20 protein-coding genes, 1 tRNA gene and 1 other RNA gene are annotated in these 18,938 nt (G+C 69.2%); 5 read left to right on the top strand and 17 right to left on the bottom strand.

Annotation, left to right across the window (positions count from 1 at the left end):
• Nucleotides 1-78 precede the first annotated feature (78 nt).
• Nucleotides 79-420, top strand: a complete 342-nt coding sequence (locus VKZ50_12580) for a hypothetical protein (GenBank protein HLJ60554.1) — start codon at nucleotides 79-81, stop codon at nucleotides 418-420.
• 31 nt (nucleotides 421-451) lie between these two features.
• Here the strand turns inward: VKZ50_12580 and VKZ50_12585 are convergent, their stop codons facing one another.
• The 4 genes from VKZ50_12585 to dnaX form a co-directional block, all read right to left on the bottom strand.
• Nucleotides 452-991, bottom strand: coding sequence for a ribonuclease H-like YkuK family protein (locus VKZ50_12585; protein HLJ60555.1), 540 nt, complete (start codon nucleotides 989-991; stop codon nucleotides 452-454).
• 69 nt (nucleotides 992-1,060) lie between these two features.
• Complete coding sequence (gene recR / locus VKZ50_12590) at nucleotides 1,061-1,660, bottom strand: recombination mediator RecR (GenBank protein HLJ60556.1); 600 nt, start codon at nucleotides 1,658-1,660, stop codon at nucleotides 1,061-1,063.
• A 7-nt stretch (nucleotides 1,661-1,667) separates the two neighbouring features.
• On the bottom strand, nucleotides 1,668-1,991 hold the full coding sequence (locus VKZ50_12595) for a YbaB/EbfC family nucleoid-associated protein (protein ID HLJ60557.1): 324 nt from the start codon (nucleotides 1,989-1,991) through the stop codon (nucleotides 1,668-1,670).
• A gap of 69 nt (nucleotides 1,992-2,060) precedes the next feature.
• A complete protein-coding gene (dnaX, locus tag VKZ50_12600) occupies nucleotides 2,061-3,905 on the bottom strand; it encodes a DNA polymerase III subunit gamma/tau (protein HLJ60558.1) in 1,845 nt (614 codons plus the stop codon).
• A gap of 82 nt (nucleotides 3,906-3,987) precedes the next feature.
• Between dnaX and VKZ50_12605 the strand changes: the two genes are divergently transcribed.
• Nucleotides 3,988-4,869 (top strand): CPBP family intramembrane glutamic endopeptidase, encoded by an 882-nt coding sequence (locus VKZ50_12605; GenBank protein HLJ60559.1) that lies wholly within the window; start codon nucleotides 3,988-3,990, stop codon nucleotides 4,867-4,869.
• A 64-nt stretch (nucleotides 4,870-4,933) separates the two neighbouring features.
• Here VKZ50_12605 and ffs read toward each other — a convergent pair.
• The 3 genes from ffs to VKZ50_12620 form a co-directional block, all read right to left on the bottom strand.
• Nucleotides 4,934-5,197, bottom strand: an RNA gene (gene ffs / locus VKZ50_12610) — signal recognition particle sRNA large type.
• Between the two features lie 103 nt (nucleotides 5,198-5,300).
• Nucleotides 5,301-5,993, bottom strand: a complete 693-nt coding sequence (locus VKZ50_12615) for a VC0807 family protein (protein ID HLJ60560.1) — start codon at nucleotides 5,991-5,993, stop codon at nucleotides 5,301-5,303.
• 13 nt (nucleotides 5,994-6,006) lie between these two features.
• Nucleotides 6,007-6,468, bottom strand: a complete 462-nt coding sequence (locus VKZ50_12620; protein HLJ60561.1) for a DUF2269 family protein — start codon at nucleotides 6,466-6,468, stop codon at nucleotides 6,007-6,009.
• Nucleotides 6,469-6,664: 196 nt separating this feature from the next.
• Between VKZ50_12620 and VKZ50_12625 the strand changes: the two genes are divergently transcribed.
• Complete coding sequence (locus tag VKZ50_12625) at nucleotides 6,665-8,401, top strand: long-chain fatty acid--CoA ligase (protein ID HLJ60562.1); 1,737 nt, start codon at nucleotides 6,665-6,667, stop codon at nucleotides 8,399-8,401.
• A 6-nt stretch (nucleotides 8,402-8,407) separates the two neighbouring features.
• On the opposite strand, the gene lepB is transcribed toward VKZ50_12625, so the two are convergent.
• The 6 genes from lepB to VKZ50_12655 form a co-directional block, all read right to left on the bottom strand.
• The gene (lepB, locus tag VKZ50_12630; protein HLJ60563.1) at nucleotides 8,408-8,929 is read right to left on the bottom strand and encodes a signal peptidase I; all 522 of its coding nucleotides are present in this window, start codon (nucleotides 8,927-8,929) and stop codon (nucleotides 8,408-8,410) included.
• 24 nt (nucleotides 8,930-8,953) lie between these two features.
• Nucleotides 8,954-9,045 (bottom strand) — tRNA-Ser (locus tag VKZ50_12635).
• Nucleotides 9,046-9,154: 109 nt separating this feature from the next.
• Nucleotides 9,155-10,018: a xanthine dehydrogenase family protein subunit M gene (locus VKZ50_12640; GenBank protein ID HLJ60564.1), complete on the bottom strand. Its 864-nt coding sequence runs from the start codon at nucleotides 10,016-10,018 to the stop codon at nucleotides 9,155-9,157.
• Between the two features lie 7 nt (nucleotides 10,019-10,025).
• Entirely contained in the window at nucleotides 10,026-12,389 is a 2,364-nt protein-coding gene (locus VKZ50_12645) for a xanthine dehydrogenase family protein molybdopterin-binding subunit (protein ID HLJ60565.1), read from the bottom strand.
• Between the two features lie 21 nt (nucleotides 12,390-12,410).
• Nucleotides 12,411-12,905: a (2Fe-2S)-binding protein gene (locus tag VKZ50_12650; protein HLJ60566.1), complete on the bottom strand. Its 495-nt coding sequence runs from the start codon at nucleotides 12,903-12,905 to the stop codon at nucleotides 12,411-12,413.
• 328 nt (nucleotides 12,906-13,233) lie between these two features.
• Nucleotides 13,234-13,623 (bottom strand): RidA family protein, encoded by a 390-nt coding sequence (locus VKZ50_12655; GenBank protein HLJ60567.1) that lies wholly within the window; start codon nucleotides 13,621-13,623, stop codon nucleotides 13,234-13,236.
• A gap of 146 nt (nucleotides 13,624-13,769) precedes the next feature.
• On the opposite strand from VKZ50_12655, the gene VKZ50_12660 reads away from it, so the two are divergent.
• Nucleotides 13,770-14,651, top strand: a complete 882-nt coding sequence (locus tag VKZ50_12660; protein HLJ60568.1) for a hypothetical protein — start codon at nucleotides 13,770-13,772, stop codon at nucleotides 14,649-14,651.
• 2 nt (nucleotides 14,652-14,653) lie between these two features.
• Nucleotides 14,654-15,841, top strand: coding sequence for a Xaa-Pro peptidase family protein (locus VKZ50_12665; protein ID HLJ60569.1), 1,188 nt, complete (start codon nucleotides 14,654-14,656; stop codon nucleotides 15,839-15,841).
• Nucleotides 15,842-15,905: 64 nt separating this feature from the next.
• On the opposite strand, the gene VKZ50_12670 is transcribed toward VKZ50_12665, so the two are convergent.
• The 4 genes from VKZ50_12670 to VKZ50_12685 all read right to left on the bottom strand — a co-directional run bounded on the left by VKZ50_12670 (nucleotide 15,906) and on the right by VKZ50_12685 (nucleotide 18,886).
• Nucleotides 15,906-16,889 carry an ornithine cyclodeaminase family protein gene (locus tag VKZ50_12670; protein HLJ60570.1) on the bottom strand — a complete coding sequence of 328 codons (984 nt, stop codon included), beginning with the start codon at nucleotides 16,887-16,889 and terminating at the stop codon, nucleotides 15,906-15,908.
• Between the two features lie 73 nt (nucleotides 16,890-16,962).
• Nucleotides 16,963-17,451, bottom strand: coding sequence for a tRNA adenosine(34) deaminase TadA (gene tadA / locus VKZ50_12675; protein ID HLJ60571.1), 489 nt, complete (start codon nucleotides 17,449-17,451; stop codon nucleotides 16,963-16,965).
• Nucleotides 17,452-17,460: 9 nt separating this feature from the next.
• Nucleotides 17,461-18,081, bottom strand: coding sequence for a hypothetical protein (locus VKZ50_12680; protein ID HLJ60572.1), 621 nt, complete (start codon nucleotides 18,079-18,081; stop codon nucleotides 17,461-17,463).
• A gap of 4 nt (nucleotides 18,082-18,085) precedes the next feature.
• Nucleotides 18,086-18,886, bottom strand: a complete 801-nt coding sequence (locus VKZ50_12685; protein ID HLJ60573.1) for an aldolase/citrate lyase family protein — start codon at nucleotides 18,884-18,886, stop codon at nucleotides 18,086-18,088.
• Between the last annotated feature and the right edge of the window lie 52 nt (nucleotides 18,887-18,938).

Genomic DNA, 18,938 nt, shown 5'->3' on the forward strand with positions numbered 1-18,938 from the left:
TTTGATTTGGAATCGTAGCAGGCATTGTCGAGGTGGCACAGAAACACTGTGTACATCTATCGTACGGGGAGAACGACAGTGCCGTTGACGGATAGTGGCTTTTCCAGTCCGCACGAAGAAGATGATCTGATGGCGCAAACGCTCCGAGCAGTTCGGGCAATTCGAGGAGGAACACTCCCGGCGGAATCGATCCAAGGCGCGACGCGTCGGATCAAGATATCCGAAGACATCCACATCGCGCTGGAACACGTGTGTTCCGCGGTCGAGAGCATTGTGGAGTGGATGGAACAGGAAGCGCGGCCTCACGCTGAGGCGACCCAACTCGTCGGCAACCTGCGCAAGGCGGGCGATGCCCTGGCGCGCTGCGCCGCCGAATATCCGCTTGAGATGGTGCTCGAGAAGGAAGACCTGCCTTCGTAACCGGCCCGCCGCGGACGCGACGGGCCCGCCGCTACTCCCCCGCCGCGCTCCCTTTCAACGCTGCGGGGCGGCGCACGGCGGTGCGCGCGCGCGGAGACGACTTCCCGGTCTCGCGGTCCGCGACCTTGCTCGCCCCGTAGCTGTCGGGTTTGGTCACCGCGGCGTAGCCGCTGCCCTGGACCATGCCGACGACCTCGCGAATCACCCGCTTGGTCTCCCCGCGGTCGCCGACGTCCAGATGAATCTCCACGGGCAGTTCGCTGTAACCGTTCTTCGCGAGTTCGGCGCTGAGCTGGCTTGCCGTCTCCAGGCTGAGCGAGGTTTCGTAGAGAATGCGCTGTCGCAGGCTCTCGATCTTGCGGTTTCGGAACTTGTGGTAGAAATACCGCCCCCCGCGACCGACGCGATGCACCACGACGGCGGTCACGAAACAGGTGTCGTCGCCTAGCAGGGAGTCCGTCCCGATGATCAGGTGGTACCGTTGGTCCGGCTGTTCCTGCATGTAGCCGACGAGCTGTTGGAACATGCGTTCGAAGCTGAGCCTACCGTATGTAGGGCTGACGAACTCCATACCCTCACCGCGCCCAGTATAACCAAGGGATCGGAACCAGGCAAGTGACCGTGCGGACGCGCAGGCCGGCTACAGCTCGCGGCGTCCCTCCAGCGCGCGAGCCAGCGTCACCTCGTCCGCGTACTCCAGATCGCCGCCAACGGGTAACCCGTGCGCGATCCGGGTGACCCGGACCCCGAGGGGCTTGAGCACTTTGGACAGATAGAGCGCTGTGGCTTCGCCCTCCACGCGGGGATTCGTGGCGACGATGACCTCGCAGACCTCGCCCGTGGAGACGCGATGCAGCAGTTCGGTGATGCGCAGGTCGTCCGGTCCGATCCCGTCCAGGGGGGAGATCGCACCCTGCAGGACGTGATAGACGCCCTTGAACTCGCGCGTGCGCTCCATCGCGGCGATGTCCCGCGCGTCCTCGACGACGCAGATCACCGACCGGTCCCGCTGCGGATTGGTGCACAGCGCGCACGGGTCGGCCTCGGTGATGTTGCCGCACACGGAGCAGTGACGGATCCGACGTTTGCATTCCAGAATCGCCTCGGCAAGAGCCTCGGCGTCCTGCGCCGACATCGAGAGCATGTGGAACGCGAGACGCTGCGCGGTCTTCGGACCGACCGTGGGCAGCTTCCCCAGCTCCTCGATCAGCCGGGCGAGCGGCGGCGCGTACGTGAACACCGCGGACTCACGCGCCGGGGCCGGGCAGACCGGGAATCTGGAGCCCCCCGGTCACGGCCTTCATGCGCTCGGCGGCCAGGTCCCGGGCCTTCCGAAGGGCTTCCCCGGACGCCGCGACGACCAGATCCTCGAGCATCGAGACGTCGCTCGGGTCGACGACGCTAGGGTCGATCGTGATCGAGACGAGATCCCCGTGCCCGTTCGCGATTGCGCGGACGACACCGCCGCCAGCGGTCCCCTCGACGCGTTCGCCCGACAGCGCCTCTTGGACCCGGGCCATCTCTTCCTGGACCTTCTGAACCTGCTTCAGCATCTTCTGCATGTTGAACATGCGTCACTCCCCATGGTGCGTAGGACGCTCGGCGCCCCGAACCAGCGCCGGGCCTCGCCACGGCCGCCCTTACTCGGGGCGCCGGACCTCCTGCACGGGATTGCCGAACCGGCGCACCGCCTCCGAGACCAACACATCATCGGCTGCGCCGGGGGCCTCGGGAGGCACCTCCTGCGCCGGCGGCGGGGTGTCATCGAGCGTAAACCGCACGCGCATCGGCGCACCAAACACGCGCGCCAGCGCATCCTCCACGATCCGGCGGGTCTTGAGGTCCTGAAGGCTCTCCATGTGGAACCGGTGCCGCACCGCAAGCACCAGCTCGGTGCCAGACAGCTCACGGGGCGTGCTCTCCAGGAGAAACGCGTGGACCGTGCGAGTGCGCTGCTTCACCTCCTCCATCACGTGGCCCCACCGGGCACGGAGCAACTCGAAGCTCACGCCGCCCTCGGACGCAGCGTCGCGGGCGGCCACCTGCCCGGGAGACGCCCCAGCGCCGGGCGGCTCGGGCGCGGCGGCTCCGCGCGCCCCCGCCGGATCCGATCGTGAACCCGCGGAGGCGCTGGCCTGCGATTCCTCGACCGCCCCCGTCGAGTCAGCCCCGGCGTCGCTGCGCGACGGGTCGCGACGGGGCGCGCCCGCAGTTCTCGGCGCGGCCGAGCGTGAGGCGCCGCCGCGCCGCCCCTGCCCGGCGTCGTCTCCAGAGGACGGGGCGCCGGTCGCGGGACCCTCCGAGCGCGGCGGCGCGGCCGCACCGTCTCCGGCCGGTCGATCGCGCCGCCGCTCGAGCGCCTCCACCCGCGCTGTCAACCCGTCGAGCGTCGGATCCATCTCCGGGCGGCTCACCCGCAGCAGCGCCATCTCGAGCGCAATCCGCGGCTGGGTCGTCAGCCTGGCTTCCGCCTCGGCGGCGGCGAGCATCCGGATCTTCTGGATGATCGCCGCCGGGGCGAGCCGCGCGCTCTGCGCGCGCAGGGAAGCCAGCCGAGCGTCGCTCGTCTCGACGACCCCCCGGGGCTCGTCGACCACCGCAACCACGAGGAGATCCCGGAACTGCTCGATGAGACTCCTGAGGATCTGGCGGACATCACGGCCCTCGTCGATCACGCGGGCCGCGATCACCAAGCACCGCGCGCCATCGCCGCCGATGATGGCGTCCGCCAGTTCCTGCGTCACTTCCTCCTCGATCACGCCGAGCACCGCCAGCACGTCGGCCGTGGTCACGGTTCCCTGGCAAAAGGCGCTGAGCTGGTCGAGCAGGCTCTCAGCGTCCCGCAACGCGCCGTCCGCGCTCCGTGCGATCAGATGGAGCGCATCCTCCTCGACAGTGAACCCCTCCGACGTCGCGATGGCGCGCAGGCGGTCGACGATCGTGGCCTGAGGAATACGTTTGAAGTCGAAGCGCTGGGTGCGCGACGTGATCGTCGGCGGGAGCCGGTGCGGCTCGGTTGTCACGAGGACGAGCACGGCGTGCGCCGGTGGCTCCTCGAGCGTCTTCAGCAGCGCGTTGGCCGCCTCCGTCGTCAACATGTGCGCCTCGTCGATGATGTACACGTTGTACCGGCTCCCGACGGGGACGCGCGAGATCTTCTCGCGGAGATCGCGGATCTCGTCGATGCCGCGGTTGCTCGCCGCGTCGATCTCAATGACGTCGAGCGAGGCGCCCTCGCTGATCGCGCGACAGTTCGCGCACACGTTGCATGGCGTCGGCGTGGGACCGCGTTCGCAGTTCAGCGCCTTCGCGAGTAACCGCGCCGTGGTCGTCTTGCCGGTGCCGCGGTACCCGCAGAACAGATACGCGTGCACGATGCGGTTCGATGCGATGGCGTTCTGAAGCGTGCGGGTCACACGCTCCTGGCCGAACACATCCTCGAACGTCTGCGGCCGCCATTTCCGGTAGAAGGACACATGAGACACGCGGACGTCCACCTCGCGCAGGTCTTGCGACGTATTCGCCGAACCTTACCGGCACTCCTGGAGGTGCAGCATCGGACCGCGATTGCTCGCGCTGGTTTCCCTTACGATCGCGGTCGGCATCTTCTTCGACGCGAGGCCGCGCGTCGGCGCGAGGTCCGCCGCGCTGTGGGCGGTGGCCACGCTGCTCGGCCTGGGTCTCGTCGCGCCGCTCTACCTGTTGATGCGTCCCTCACGCGCGCCGGCGTGGGGGATCCTCGAAATCCTGGCGCTCACGCTGTTCTTCACGATGATCGTCCCGCTCATCGGCCAATTGCTTCACGTCCGCGCCGCCGGTGCGCCGCCGCTTCCGACGATCGCCGCGCTCGCGGTGCTCCAGAACGCGGTGTTCGCCGCCGCTGCCGTCTACGTCGCGCGCGTCAAGTACCGCCTCCCGCTCGCCGCGCTTGGCCTCACGATCGGTGCCTGGTCGCAGCGGCTCCGCCAGGGCGCGATCGCCGCGGCGGCCGGCATCGCGGCGAACAGCGTGGGGCAGAGCGCCACCGTGGCCGCGCTCGCGATCTGGATGGGGCGCCAGGCCGCAAACGACCTCGTGGTGCGCGACGAGGTCCACACGCCGGTGTACCGCATCCTACCGCAGCTTCATCAACGCGGCGAGATCGCCGTCCTCGCGGTGCTGGTCGGCATCGTCGTGCCGATCGGCGAGGAGATCTTCTTTCGGGGCCTCGCGTTCGGGGCGCTGCGCCGCGTGATGAACCGCCACCTCGCGGTACTGCTGAGCGCGTTGTTCTTCGCCGCAGCCCATCTCGAGCCGGTGGCGCTCGTGCCGATCGTGCTGCTCGGCGTGGTCCTCGCGTACACTTACGATTACACCGGCTCGCTCGCACCGGGCATGATCGCGCACGGCGTCAACAATCTCGCTGCGCTCTTCGTCTTCTACCAGAGCCCGACCCCGGGATCGTCGTAGCCGCCGCACACCCGCGGCGGAGAACCCGTACCGGGGGTCTGCGCGCCGGCAAAGAGAGTTTTGGCCGTGCACCCGCCGTCGACAACCTCTCCGAGGCGGTCCCCACGCAGCCAGCTCCGACCAGGTGTCCCCACGGCACACGAAACGGCTTACGTACCGTTGCTTCCTTCCGGACCTGGCGGGGTTGGTAAGATCTCGTTGCGCGGGACCCGATCCTCCTCACCGCTTACGTAGGCCGGTTCCTCAGAGACGAGGCCTCGGGCGGGAGTTCAGCCCCGCTGTAGCGGGTTGCGGGTACAGGGAACCGCTAGCTCCCCGCCTAGCACGGCCACCAGCAGTATAACACACGGGGCGCGCTGTGCCCGGCGCGTCCCACCGGGTCTTAACTGCGGCCAACAGGGCGGCGCGCGTATCTGGGTCGGGCCGCCACGCTACGGCGGCGGTGACGACGGAGGGCTCGTCGAACCCGCGGCGGCGCGCAGCGCCTCGCCCCGCCGCCGCGATTCCCGCGCGTACCTGAGGGTCCACAGAATCAGCGCGATCGTGACGCCGTTGGATACAATCGGGCCGACGACCAGCATCCGCGGGATCGACAGGCTCAGCACCAGCAAGACCTTGAGCGCAAACTCGCCGACCCACCCCACGCCCCACACCGTGGTCATGATCCGAAACACCCGGCGTGCGCCCGCCCGCTGCCAGAGCGCGTTGAACTCGGCAACGCGCACCGGATCGTGTCCCGTGCTGAAGTCGCGGCCGATAAAGAACAACAGCGGTCGGTGCCACAGGAGCGAGAACAGGCAGATGGCCCCGAGCGCGCCCGTCACGAACGACTCGCGCATCAGCACGAGCTTGGGGTCACCGCTCAGGAACGCGGTCGCGGCGCCGACGGTGATCCCCACCAGGACAAAGACCCCGATAATGTCGAGCGTGCGGCTGCGGATCAGGCTCAGGACGTTGCCGAGCGCCGGGAACACCCCGGACAACACGAGCGCGAGTGACGGCGACATGCCCGGCACCCGATGCGTCAGAAACGTGTACGCCAGGTAGGGGCATGCGACATCCAGCACCAGAATCGGTACCAACCCGCGCGCGCTGAACCCTTCCTGGGACCGACCGCTAGACACGGCGTCCGGCCGCCTACGGTTTCGTGACCATGAGGTACAGCGCGGCGAGAGGCAGCAGCGTGGCGATCCCGCCCCACAGCGCCCAGCGCGCGGACAGGCGCCGGAACTCGGGGGCGAGACTCCCGGACCGGCGCGCGGCGTCCGCGACCGTGATCAACCGGCGCTGGATGGGCACGAGCACGAGCAGATAGAGGAGCACCGTGACCCAGTACAATCCCTGCCCCCACTCCAGCCATGGGAGGCCGTGGAGGGGAAACGGACGCCGCACCGCCATCGCGTACCCGGTGACCGCGATCAGCGCCGCCCCCGGCACCGTAAACGCCAGATCGGTCAGCCCCACCAGCCGCTGGGCGAACGCGATTGTCGCGAGATCACCCGTCCGGTCGGCGCGTGCCTTCCACATTGCGGTCACCATGATGTTACCGAGGAACAGCACCGCACCGAAGATGTGCAGGAACTTGATAAGCGTGTACATCGGCCGTCTCTTCCGCCTGGAGAGGGCGCGGTCCTGCACCGTGCGTGCGGTCGCGGCATGGATGCCGGAAACCCACAAGGGACTCGTTCCCGCCGCGTGGAATGCCGATCGCTAGTCGTCCCCCCGGCCGCGCGCGAATCGCGCGAGGCGGACCGGTTGCCCTTGTGGGGCCCCGCGGAGAGGAGCGAGGCGAGAGGTGGAGCCGCGTCCGTGGCATCGATTCTACGGCAATGCCGTCCCCGCATCGATCACGTTCCCCGACGCCCCGCTGCCCTCGTTTCTCCGAACGGCCGCCGATCGCTTCCCGAATCGCCCCGCCGTCTTGCTGGCCGGCCCCGGATTCACCGGATCCCTGACGTACCGCGCCCTGGACCGGCAGAGTGATCGGTTCGCCAACGCGCTGATCGGTGCGGGAGTGAGACCGGGGGACCGCGTCGCGGTGTCCCTGCCCAACCTTCCACAGTACCCCATCGCGCTGTATGGCATCTTGAAGGCGGGCGCGGTGGCGGTCCAGGTGAATCCCCTGTACCACGGCGACGATCTCGCGAACCTGCTCGCGGACTCCGGCGCGCGGGTGCTCGTGACCCTGACGCGCCTCTCCGCCCAAGTGGAGGCGATCCGCAGCCGGACGTCCCTCGAGCACGTCGTCCTCACCAAGGTATCGGACTACTTCCCGCCTCTCTGGCGGGTGTTGTATACGCTGACCCGCGAACGCCGTGCCGGGGACGCGATGCCCGCGCACGTCCGCGCGCTCCCGTGGTATCGCTTCCTCCGCTCCGGCCACGCCACACCGCCGGTGATCACGGTGGCTCCCGACAGCGTGGCGATCCTTCAGTACACCGGCGGCACGACCGGCATCCCACGCGGAGCGATGCTCTCCCACCGGAACCTCGTGGCGAACGCCGCGCAGGGTATCTCTTGGTTCGTGGACCTCCGCGAGGGCGCGGAGTGTTTGTTGACGGTCGTGCCCCTCTTCCACGCGTACGGCCTCCTGGTGCTCAACGCCGGCATTCGGCTCGGCGCGACGCTGCTCATGGTGCTGATGCGCATGTTCGACGCGCGGCTCGTGGCCGAGCAGGTGCCGCGCTACCGGCCGTCGGTGTTCCCGGGGGTGCCGGCGATGTACGCCGCGATCAACCGCGTCAAGCACGTCGAGCGGTACAACCTGCACAGCATCCGCCTGTGCGTATCGGGCGCAGCGGAGCTCCCCCAGGATGTCGTGGCGGAATTCGAACAACTCACGGGAGGGCGGCTCGTCGAAGGCTACGGACTCACCGAAGCGTCCCCGTTGGTCTCCGCCAACCCACTGTGGGAGGGCGGCGTGCGCAAGGCGGGCAGCATCGGCGTTCCCCTGCCGGACACCGACGCCCGGATCGTGGATCTCGACACCGGCACGCGGACGTTACCCGCGGGCGGGACCGGCGAACTGATCGTGCGGGGCCCCCAGGTCATGCGCGGCTATTGGAACGCGCCGGCGGAGACCGCAGGCGCGATTCGCGACGGGTGGCTGTTTACCGGCGACGTCGGGCGGATGGACGAGGACGGGTTCTTCTTTCTCGTGGACCGCAAGAAGGATATGATCAACGTCGGCGGCTTGAACGTCTACCCGCGCGAGATCGAGGAACCGCTTCGGCAGCACCCGGCCGTGCGGCAGGCCGCGGTCGTCGGCGTCAAGCGGCCGATCCGAGGGGAAACCATCGTCGCGTACGTGGTGCCGAAGGAACCGGTCGCGGACCCGGGCCCGCTCCGCACCGAACTCCGCGAGTTTCTGCGCGCGAGAATCCCAGACTACAAGATGCCCCGGCGGATCACCATCGTGGACGAAATCCCGACGACGCTGATCGGGAAGCCGCTCCGCCGGATCCTGCGTGAAGACGCCGCCCGGCACGCCGTGGACGCGCGGGAGGAGCCCCCGACGGATGCGCGCGCGTAACCGCGCCTACCGCAGCAAACGCAGCCGGTCCACGGGCCAGTAGATCAGGATCGCCTCCCCGACGAGATTGCTGTCTGGCACGAACCCAAACGCCCGGCTGTCTTCGCTGTTGTCGCGATTGTCGCCCAACACGAAGATCTGGCGGGCCGGTACCCGTGCCGGGCCGTATGTCCCGTCGGTCGGCACACGCAGGTAGGCCTCCTGAAGCATCCGGCCGTCGACGTAGACGTGCGCGTCGTGGATCCGCACGGTCTGGCCGGGCACCGCGACGACGCGCTTGATGTAGTTACGCCTGGGATCGATCGGCGGATGTAACACGACGATCTCGCCCGCGCGCGGCGGACGGAAGTGGTAGACGAACTTGTTGACGAGGACCCGGTCGCGCGGCAACAGGTTGGGTTCCATGGAGTATTGCTCCACCTGGAAGGCTTGCGCGACGGACGTCATGATCAGCTGCGCGAGCACGAACGCGATCACGAGCGTCTTGAGAAATTCGAAAAGCGCGCGGCGGATCTCCCGCGTGTTCATGCCCATCCTCGTCTGCGATTGAATTGGCGGAGGGGGTGGGATTTGAACCCACGAGGCGGTTGCCCACCTACACGCTCTCCAGGCGTGCCGATTCGGCCGTGCTCTCGCACCCCTCCGGAACGACACCCATTATAGCACGGCCCCTCCGCCCTCAGGGGACGCGCACGGTCAGCCCGGCGATGGCGCGCGCCGCCGCAAATGCGCAGCGGTGTCAGGCCGCGGTCGCTACTTCGCGCGCTCCGCCGCCTTCAGGACCGCGCGCTTCACGTACACCGACGCAAGATGCGCGCGGAATTCGCTCGAGGCATAGAGATCGCCTTGCGTGTCCGCACCCTGCGCGGCGTGGGCCGAGGCGGCCGCCACGGTCTTCTCGTCAAGCGCCTGCCCCGTGAGCGCCTTCTCGACCGCAGTGGCGCGGTACGCTTTGCCCGAGACGCCGTTGACGCCGACCGCCACCTTCTGGCACTTCCCGCCGCTTACCGACAGCACGACCGCCACGCCCACGACCGCGTATCCGCTGGCCGGGTGCGCATGCTTCACATACGCCGTGCCGGTGCCCTTGCCGAGCACGGGAACCCGCACCTCGGTGATGATCTCCGCCGGCGCGAGCGCGGTCGTGAGCAACTCGACGAAGAAGTCCCGCGCCGCGATCGTGCGGGATCCCTTCGGCCCGGTGGCCACGATCTGCGCGTCCAGCGCGAGCATCGCCCCCGGATAGTCGGCGGCGGGATCGGCGTGCGCCAGGGACCCGCCGATCGTGCCGCGGTTCCGCACCTGCATGTCGCCGATGAGCCCCGCGGCCTCCGGCAGGAGCGGGCACTTGGCCTTGAGCACGTCGCTGTGCTCCACGGTGTCGTGGGTCACAAGCGCGCCGATCGCGATCGTGTCGCCCGCGGCCTTGATCCCATCCAGCCCCGGGATGCGGCCGATGTCCACCACGATTTTCGGCTGCGCGAGCCGGAACTTCATGATCGGAAGCAGGCTGTGGCCGCCGGCGAGCACCTTGGCGTCGTCTCCGTGCTCTTGCAGCAGCCCGATCGCCTCCTTCACGGTCGTTGGCGCGTGGTATTCAAACGCTGCAGGAATCATGCTGTCGTCACCTCCGGGTCGTTGCGTGAATCGCGTTCCAGATCCGCTGCGGCGTCAGCGGCATGTCCAGGTGTGTGACGCCGAGGGGGCGCAGCGCGTCGAGCACCGCGTTGACGACGGCCGGCGTGCTCGCGATCGTGCCGGTTTCCCCCACGCCCTTCACGCCGAGCGGGTTGTGCGGCGACGGCGTCTCGGTGCGCGCGGTCGTGAACATCGGGAACATGTGCGCCCTCGGCACCGCGTAGTCCATCATGGAACCGGTCAACAACTGCCCCTCTGGGCTGTAGACGGCACCCTCCCACAGGGCCTGCGCAATCCCCTGTACGAGCCCGCCGTGGACCTGCCCGTCGACGATCAGCGGATTGATGACCCGGCCGCAGTCGTCGACGGCCACGTAGTGCCGCAACTCGACCTCGCCGGTATCCGCGTTGACCTTGACCGCGGCAATATGCGTCCCGAACGGGAAGGTGAAGTTCGACGGATCGTAGAACGCCGACGCCTCGAGCGACGGTTCGACGCCCGCCGGCAGGCTCCACGCAAGGTACGCCGCGAGCGTGACCTCCTGGATCGTCTTCGACCGGTCCGGGCTCCCCCTGACAGAGAAACGGCCCTGGTCGAACGTGATGTCCGCCTCGGACGCCTCGAGCATGTGTGCCGCGATCTTCCCCGCCTTCTCCTTCACCCGGCGCGCGGCGAGTACGATCGCGGCGCCACCGACGACCGTCGTGCGGCTCCCGTAGGTCCCCCACCCCATCGCGATCGCGCCGGTGTCGCCGTGCACCACGTCGATGTCTTCGATCGGCAGGCCAAGCTCCTCTGCGACGATCTGCGCGAACGTCGTCTCCTCCCCCTGCCCGTGCGGCGACGCGCCGGTGAACACGGTCGCCTTGCCGGTCGGGTGGAGACGCACCGTGGCGCTCTCCCACAGCCCGCCCTGGAAGCCGACCGCGCCGGCGACCGCCGACGGACCGAGCCCACAGATCTCCACGTACGTGCTCAGTCCGACGCCCAGATAGCGGTTGTCCTTCGGCCCTTGTTTCTGAAAGTCCCGGATCTTCTCGTACCCGATCAGCTCGAGCGCCTTGGAGAGCGCGGGGTGATAGTCCCCGCTGTCGTATGTCAGTCCCTCGACGGTCGTGTACGGGAACTGCTCGCGCTTGATGAAATTCCTCCGGCGGACATCCGCGGGATCCATCTTCAGCGCGCCCGCGACGAGATCGACCATCCGCTCGATCAGGTAGGTCGCCTCGGGGCGACCGGCGCCGCGGTACGCGTCCACCGGCGACGTGTTCGTGAACACGCCGAGCACTTCGTACGACAGGTTCGGAATCGCGTAGCACCCCGTGAGGATCAGGCCGTGCAGGATCGTGGGCACACCCGGCGCGGCGGTCGAGAGGTACGCGCCCAGATTGGCCCACGTCTTGCCCCGAAGTGCCGTGATCGTGCCGTCCTTCCGCGCCGCGATCTCAAGGTCGGTGATGTGATCGCGGCCGTGAATCGTCGCGACGTAGTTCTCGCGGCGATCCTCGACCCACTTCACCGGGTGCCCCGTCTCGCGCGCACAGAACACCACGACCGCCTCGTCGGCGTAGAACGGGATCTTGCTCCCGAACCCTCCGCCGACCTCGGGAGCGATCACCCGGACCTTCTGCTCGGGGATCCCCGTGACGACGGACATCAGGAACCGCGCGATGTGAGGGTTCTGGGTCGTATACCAAACGGTCAGCTCACCGGCGCCGCTGTTGTACCGCGCGACGACGCCGCGTGTTTCCATCGCGTTCGGGATCAACCGCTGATTCACGAACCGCTGCGTGACCACGACCCCGTCACGCTTCGCCTCGGCGAACGCCTGGTCAGCGTCGCCGCCCGCGACACGCCACGTGAACGCGACGTTCCGCGGAACGTCCGCGTGAACTTGTGGCGCGCCGTCTCGCACCGCCTGTTCCTGGTCCACCACCGCCGGGAGGTGTGCGTATTGCACCTGCACCAGGGCCGCGGCGTCGCGCGCAGCGTACAGGCTCTCCGCCACCACGACGGCGACGCCGTCCCCGACGTAGCGCACCACATCCACCGCGAGCGCTGGATGCGGCGGTGTCTTGAGATCCGCGTTCGGCACCAGCCACGCCGTGGGGATCGGGTTCAGCTTGCCTGCGAGGTCCTTCCCCGTGTAGACGGCCACGACTCCCGGATGCCGCCGCGCCGCCGCGGCGTCCACGCGAACGATCCGGGCGTGGGCGTGTGGGCTCCGCACGATCTGCGCGTGCAGCATGCCCGGTAGCTGCAGATCATCGGTGTAGGTCGCCTGTCCCGTGATCAGCCGGGGATCTTCCCGGCGCTTGATGCTTGCCCCGAACAATTTGCTGACGGCCATGACGACTCCCTCCCCGTACCCCTACCGCGCGACTTTGCCTGGAGTCTCGCCCCGAAGTTTCTTGGCCGCGTACTGTATCGAGTTGACGATGTGCTGGTACCCGGTGCAGCGACAGAGATTGCCGTCGATCCCCCATCGGATCTGCTCCTCGGTCGGATTGGGGATGCGCTGGAGCAGATCCACCGCGGTCAACATCATGCCAGGCGTGCAGAATCCGCACTGCAGCCCGTGCTCCTCCCAGAATCCCTCCTGGATCGGATGGAGCTGCCCATCCTTGGCGAGGCCTTCGACCGTCGTGAACTGGGCTCCGTCGGCCTGGACGGCGAGGAGCGTGCACGACTTGACGGCCTTGCCGTTCATCAGGACGGTACACGCGCCGCAGTTCGTCGTGTCGCATCCGATGTGGGTCCCGGTCAGCCCGAGGACCTCGCGAATGTAGTGCACCAACAAGAGGCGCGGCTCGACCTCGTTGGTGTGCGTAACGCCGTTCACCGTGATCTTGACCGTCCGCTTCACTGTTCGTCCCTCCTCCACAGTCCGTTGCCACCAGAACGACGCGCGCCGGTCCCCATCTCACGTGGGCCGGCACGCACGCGCGCCTGCAACAATCGGGGGCTTGTGACCGCACCGTTGAAGCCCGCAGCCCGAGGAGTGCGCATCGTCATCCGCACCTGAAGTCACGACGTGGTGACGGAACGACGGGCCCCGACGGAAACGCTCCAACAGTCACGAACGGCGGCGGTCATGGAAAGGGCCAACGTCGCTTTGATCCTACTTTGGTCCTAGCGTGTATTATAGGGCGTTCGCGGGGGGACGGAAACTTCCTCCGGCCCGCCGCCTGGCTTTACGGCTCGAGCAACGCGACCGCCTCGACCTCAACCAGCATCCCCGGCGCGATCAGCGCGCGAACCTCGACCATGCTCGTGACCGGGCGGATCTGCCCGAACACCTCGCCGTGCGCGCGGCCGACCTCCTCCCAACGGCCGATGTCGGTCACGAAGATGCGCGTCTGGACCACGTCCCGCATCGTCCCGCCGAGCTCGCGGATCGCGCGCTCGATCCGGCCGAGCACGTCTTTGGTTTGCGCGTACGCGTCTCCGGGCGCGATCGCGTTCCCATGCGGATCCGCCGCCGCGGTCCCGGCCACGAAGATCATGTTGCCGGCGCGCACGGCGCGCGAGTACCCGACTCTGGGACCCCAAACCGCCCCGGCCGACACCTGCTGTCGAGTCATCGATACGGCCCTCCGGTAACGACGTGGCAACACTACCCGCAGTATAGGCCGGGATCGGGGCTCCCCGGAAGCTCGTGCGGTATACTGGTGCACGGCGAGAGGCACCAGCCGCGCAGGAACCCGTTCCCCGCTGCGCAGGAGGTCGCATGAGGCAGGCGTTCCGCGTGTCGGCTCCACCGGCGTTTGATTTCCTCGGGACGATCGAGGCGCTACGCCGGGGCCCCCACGATCCGCTCCATTGGTGCGACGGCCGCCGGTGGCGCCGCCTGTTCGCGGTAGACGGGTGCGTGTTTCTGGTCGAGGTGACCTGCCGCCGCGTGCTCACGATCCGACGTCTGGCCGGCGAAGCGCCCCGGGACCTCGTGAAACGGACCGTCACGCGGGTCCTCGGGCTCGATGACCCCGGCGCGGCCCTGGCCGGCCGCCTGCCGCCCGCAGCGCGGCGGTTCGTTCGCGCGCGCGCGGGCCGTCTGCTTCCGGGGCATTCGTCCTTGTTCGAGGCGCTCGTCCACGCGGTGCTCGGCCAGCAGCTGCATGCCGCGGTCGCGAATCGCCACCGCGCCGCGTTCATCTACGCGTTCGGCATGCGCTACGATTACCGCGGCGTCGGGTACTGGGCCTACCCCACGCCGGAACGGGTCGCGGGCACCCGGGCGTCGCGGATCCGCGCGCTCGGGATCAGCACGGGCAAGGGGCATGCGATCCTGACCATCGCCCGACGCCTGCGCGACGGCCGCCTGACCGCGGCACGCCTCGCGGCGATGCCGTCCGAGGACGCGATCGCCACGATGAGCGCGCTGCCCGGGATCGGACGTTGGACGAGTGAATGGGTGCTGCTCCGCGGACTGCGCCGCTTCGACATCGTCCCCGCCGGGGATCTCGCGGTGCGCAAAGCGGTCGCGTGGTCGCTCGGGCGCCGGCGGCTCCTCACGGAGCGGCAGGTGCGGTCCGCAAGTCGGGCGTGGGCGCCGTACCGCGGCCTCGTCGCCTACCGCATGCTGCACGCCCATCGCCAGGCGGTCGGCTAGCCGTGTCTTCGACTCCCGCCGACGAGCTCCGGCGCCGCGCCGCCGCGCTGCAACGTCATCTCCGAGATCTCGACCTCCATGCCGCGCTGATCACCCAGAACGCGGACCTCTTCTACTTCGCCGGCAGCATGCAGAGCGGTGTGCTCGTCGTGCCGGCCGCCGGCCGCCCCGTCTACGGGGTCCGGCGGGTCTTCGAGCGCGCGACGCGCGAGAGCGCGCTCGAGCGGATCGTGCCGCTCGCCAGCCTGCGGGACCTCGCAGCCCTGGTGCGCGACGCTGCCGGCGGACCGGTCGAACGTGTCGGCATGGAACTGGATGTGCTGCCTGTGACGGTCCGCGACCGCTTCGCGGCGACATTGGACGGCGTCACGGTCGCGGACATCTCGTCGTCGATCCGCCTCGTGCGCGCCGTGAAGTCACCGTACGAGATCGATCGGATCCGGGCCGCGGCGTCCCTGGCCAACGAGATGCTCAAGGAAGCCGTGCGCACCCTCCGCCAGGGGATGACGGACTTGGCGTTCGCGGCCGGGATCGAGGCCGCCGCGAGGCGCCTCGGCCATCAGGGCATCGTCCGCACCCGCGGCTTCAACCAGGAAGCCTACTACGGCCATGTGTTTTCGGGCGAGGCCGCAGCGGTCCCGAGCTTTCCCGACCTACCCCTCGGCGGTGTCGGTCCGAGCGCCGCGGTGCCGTACGGCGCCGGGCATCGCCGCATCGTGGCGGGAGAGCCGGTGATCGTGGACTATGTCGGCGCCGTGGACGGCTACCTCTGCGACCAGACGCGGACCCTCGCGATCGGGACGCTTTCCCAGAAGCTCCTTGACGCCCACGACGCCGCGGTCGAGATCCTCCGGGAGGTGGAGGCCGAGATCCGGCCGGGCGTCACCCCGGAGCGCCTGTTCCGTCTCGCCGTCGAGCGCGCCGGTGCGCGGGGGTACGCCGACGCGTTCATGGGTGCCGGCCGGTTCCGCGTGCGGTACGTCGGGCACGGCGTGGGCCTGGAACTCGACGAGTGGCCGGTCCTCGCGGACGGCTTCACCGCCCCGCTCGAGCCCGGGGTGGTCTTCTGCGTGGAGCCGAAGATCGTCTTCCCCGGCGAAGGGGTCGTCGGGATCGAGGATCAGTTCGCGGTCACGGCGGACGGCGCCGAGCGGCTGACGCTGCCGGAGCAGCGGCTGTTCCCCGTGTAGCCGAGCATCGCGATCAACGGATGCGCGCGGCGGCGGCTCCCGTCGGGGGCCGCGGCTCCCTCCACTACTCCAACGAGAAGTTGTCGCCGATGCCGCGCGCCAGGGCGTGTTCGTAGGCCAGCCGCGCCGACGCAACGTCTTCCACCGCCAGGCCGACGGACTCGAACAGCGTGATCTCGTCGGGACCGGTCCGCCCAGGATGCATGCCGGCGAACACCTCGCCCACCTCCGCCAGCACGTGGGCCTCAGTGAGCTCGCCCGCCCGCACCGGCATCACCAGATCACCCGCCTCCGCCACCGCGCTCGCTCGGGAGTCCACGAACAGGTGCGATCGCGACACCGCGTCGGTGTCGAGCTCGCGCCAGTCGGGCCGGGCCGCCCCCACCGCGTTGATGTGCACGCCGGGCTCGAGCCACGCGCCCTCGAGCACCGGTGACCGGCTCGACGTCACCGTGCAAATCACGTCCGCGCCTCGGGCGGCGTCGCGCGGAGAGCCGCTGGCCACCACGTGGAGGCGCAACCGCTCGCGCATCTCCGCCGCGAACCGGTCGGCGGCATCGCGGGTGCGGCTCCACACCCGCACCTCGGCCAAAGACGCGATTTCACGGAGTGCGTGCAGGTGGCTGCGCGCCTGAACACCCGCCCCTAATAGCGCAAGCGTGCGGACGGGACGACCGGCGAGCTTCGCGGTGACGGCGGCCGACACCGCGGCGGTGCGCATCTCGGTGATCAGGCGCCCGTCCATCACGGCGAGCAGCACCCCCGTCGGGGCGTCGAGCAGAAGGATGGTCGCGAGGTGCGACGGCAGCCCCCGCGCCGGGTTGTCGGGGTACACGGCGACCGCCTTCAGCCCGATCGCCTCCTGCGTCACCAGGTACGCCGGCATCACCGCGAGAAACCCGCGATGCGCGTCGACTGGAACCACGGGCCGAAGCGGCTGCACCGCCCCTCCCGCACTGAACGCCGCGAGCGTCTGTTCCATGAGCGGGATCAACGCGCGCATGGTGAGGAGTTGGTGCAGGTGCGACTCTCGCAGGAGCAGCGGCATCGGCACTCCTTTCGCCCGCGCGGCGGGCGCGGCCTGTGAATCCGTTCTGTTCGACGCTGCGGGGTGCTGCGCGCTAGGACGGGCGAGTTCTCAGCCGATCAAAGAAGCCCCGCAGCACGGCACCGCACTCCGCGGCACAGACCCCGCCGGTCACCTCGACCACGTGCGGAAACCGGGGGTCTCGCAGCAGGTCCACGACGCTCCCCACCGCGCCGGCCTTTGGATCGGTCGCGCCGTACACCAGTCGGGGCAGCCGCGCCTGCACCATCGCGCCCGCGCACATGGCGCAGGGTTCGAGCGTCACGTACAGCGTGCAACCGATCAGCCGCCAGCCGCCCAAGTGCCGCGCGGCCTCGCGCAGCGCCAGCACCTCCGCGTGCGCCAGGGGGTCACGGTCGGCCTCGCGACGATTGTGCGCGCGCGCGAGCACGCGGCCGTCTCGGACCACCACCGCCCCGATCGGTACGTCGCCGAGTTGCGCGGCGGCCGCCGCCTCCGCAAGCGCCACGCGCATGAACGCGTCGTCGCCCCTCGAGCCGCTTCCGCCGCCGGCCTCGCGCACCGCGGGGCTCTACTCCGACGGGGGCAGCGGCGCGCCCTCGGCCGCGAGCCGGAGGGATTGGAGCGCGGTGAGAATGGCCGCCACCGCGGCGGCGATCTTGCGCGGGCGGTCCGCATCCACCAGTTCGTCTTCTTTCAGGACGACGCTCGACTGCACGCGCGCGCTGTACATCGGCGCCGCATCCTCCGTCGAGAAGTGCTGCTGCAGGCTGATACTCGGCACGCCGGGATCAGGGGACACGGGCATGATCGCCCTGCGCAGCCCGACGACGTCCGGCGGCACGAGCAGCCGGTCCATCGTGACCTCGGTCAGCAGTTCGCCGAAGACCTGCACCTCTTCGTGCACGGTGCGCGAGAACTCGACGCCCTCGTCGTACTCCGCGATGTGTCGTCCGAACGAGAGCGCGTCCACGAGAAACCGCAACTCCGCCCACGGCCACGCGAAGGTTTGCGGAGTGTCCGCCGACGGCTCCTGTTCCAGATGGACGACGTACCGGTACTCGCGGCTCATGTGGTCCACGTCCACGAAGAACGCGTACCCGGACACGACGAGATGGTTGTCCTCGAGCGCCTCCGTCAGCCGCCCGGCGAACTCGTGGAACGGATCGTGGTAGTCGAGCCGACCGGTCAACGCGTCACCGATCCCCGCGGGAGCGCGCAGCGACGGACGCGGCGGCCTGCCGCAGCCCCGTCACCTGCGCCTGCGCAGCCCGCAGGAACAGCCGGGTCGCGCTGTCGACGAACATGGTCGCACCCAGAGCATGGTACGTGCGAACATCCTCCGGCGTCAACGCCAGGATCCCCACGGCGACGCCGGCCCGCCGGCCCGTCTCCACGATGCGGCGAATCGCCGCCTGTACTTCCGGATGGTCGGGCCGGCCCGGGTGCCCGAGGCTCTGCGACAGGTCCGACGGGCCGATGAACAACACGTCCACGCCAGGGACCTCGGCGATCTGTTCGACCGCGGCCAGTCCCCGCCTGGTCTCGATCTGCAGCACGCTGATCACGACCGCGTTGCTCGTGGTCACGTGATCCCCGAGCGACACCGCGCCCCAGGAAGACGCCGCGGTGCCTCCGGCGAGGCTCCGCGTTCCCTCCGGCGCGTATTTGGTCGCGGCCACGGCCGCGACGGCCTGCTCGGGCGTTTCGATCTGCGGGACCATCACCCCCACGCAGCCCACGTCGAGCACCTGCAAGATCTGCTTCGGCCGGTGGTCGGGAACGCGCGCGATCGGCGTGATGCCAACGGCGCGGCACGCCCGCACCATCGCCTGAAGCGTCTCGCTCGTGAGCGGCCCATGCTCCATGTCGAGCAGCACCCAATCGTACCCGGCGACGCCCACGATCTCCACGACCTCGGGGGAGGGCAACGACACGATCGTGCCCAGCACCGCGTCGCCGCGGCGGAGCCGTTCCTTCAGCGGGTTCTGGAGCATCTGACCCTCCCTGCGGGCGTTCCGGTGCAAGACTTCCATCCCGCGCGGGCGA

Source organism: bacterium (assembly GCA_035295165.1).
Lineage (GTDB): Bacteria > Sysuimicrobiota > Sysuimicrobiia > Sysuimicrobiales > Segetimicrobiaceae > JAJPIA01.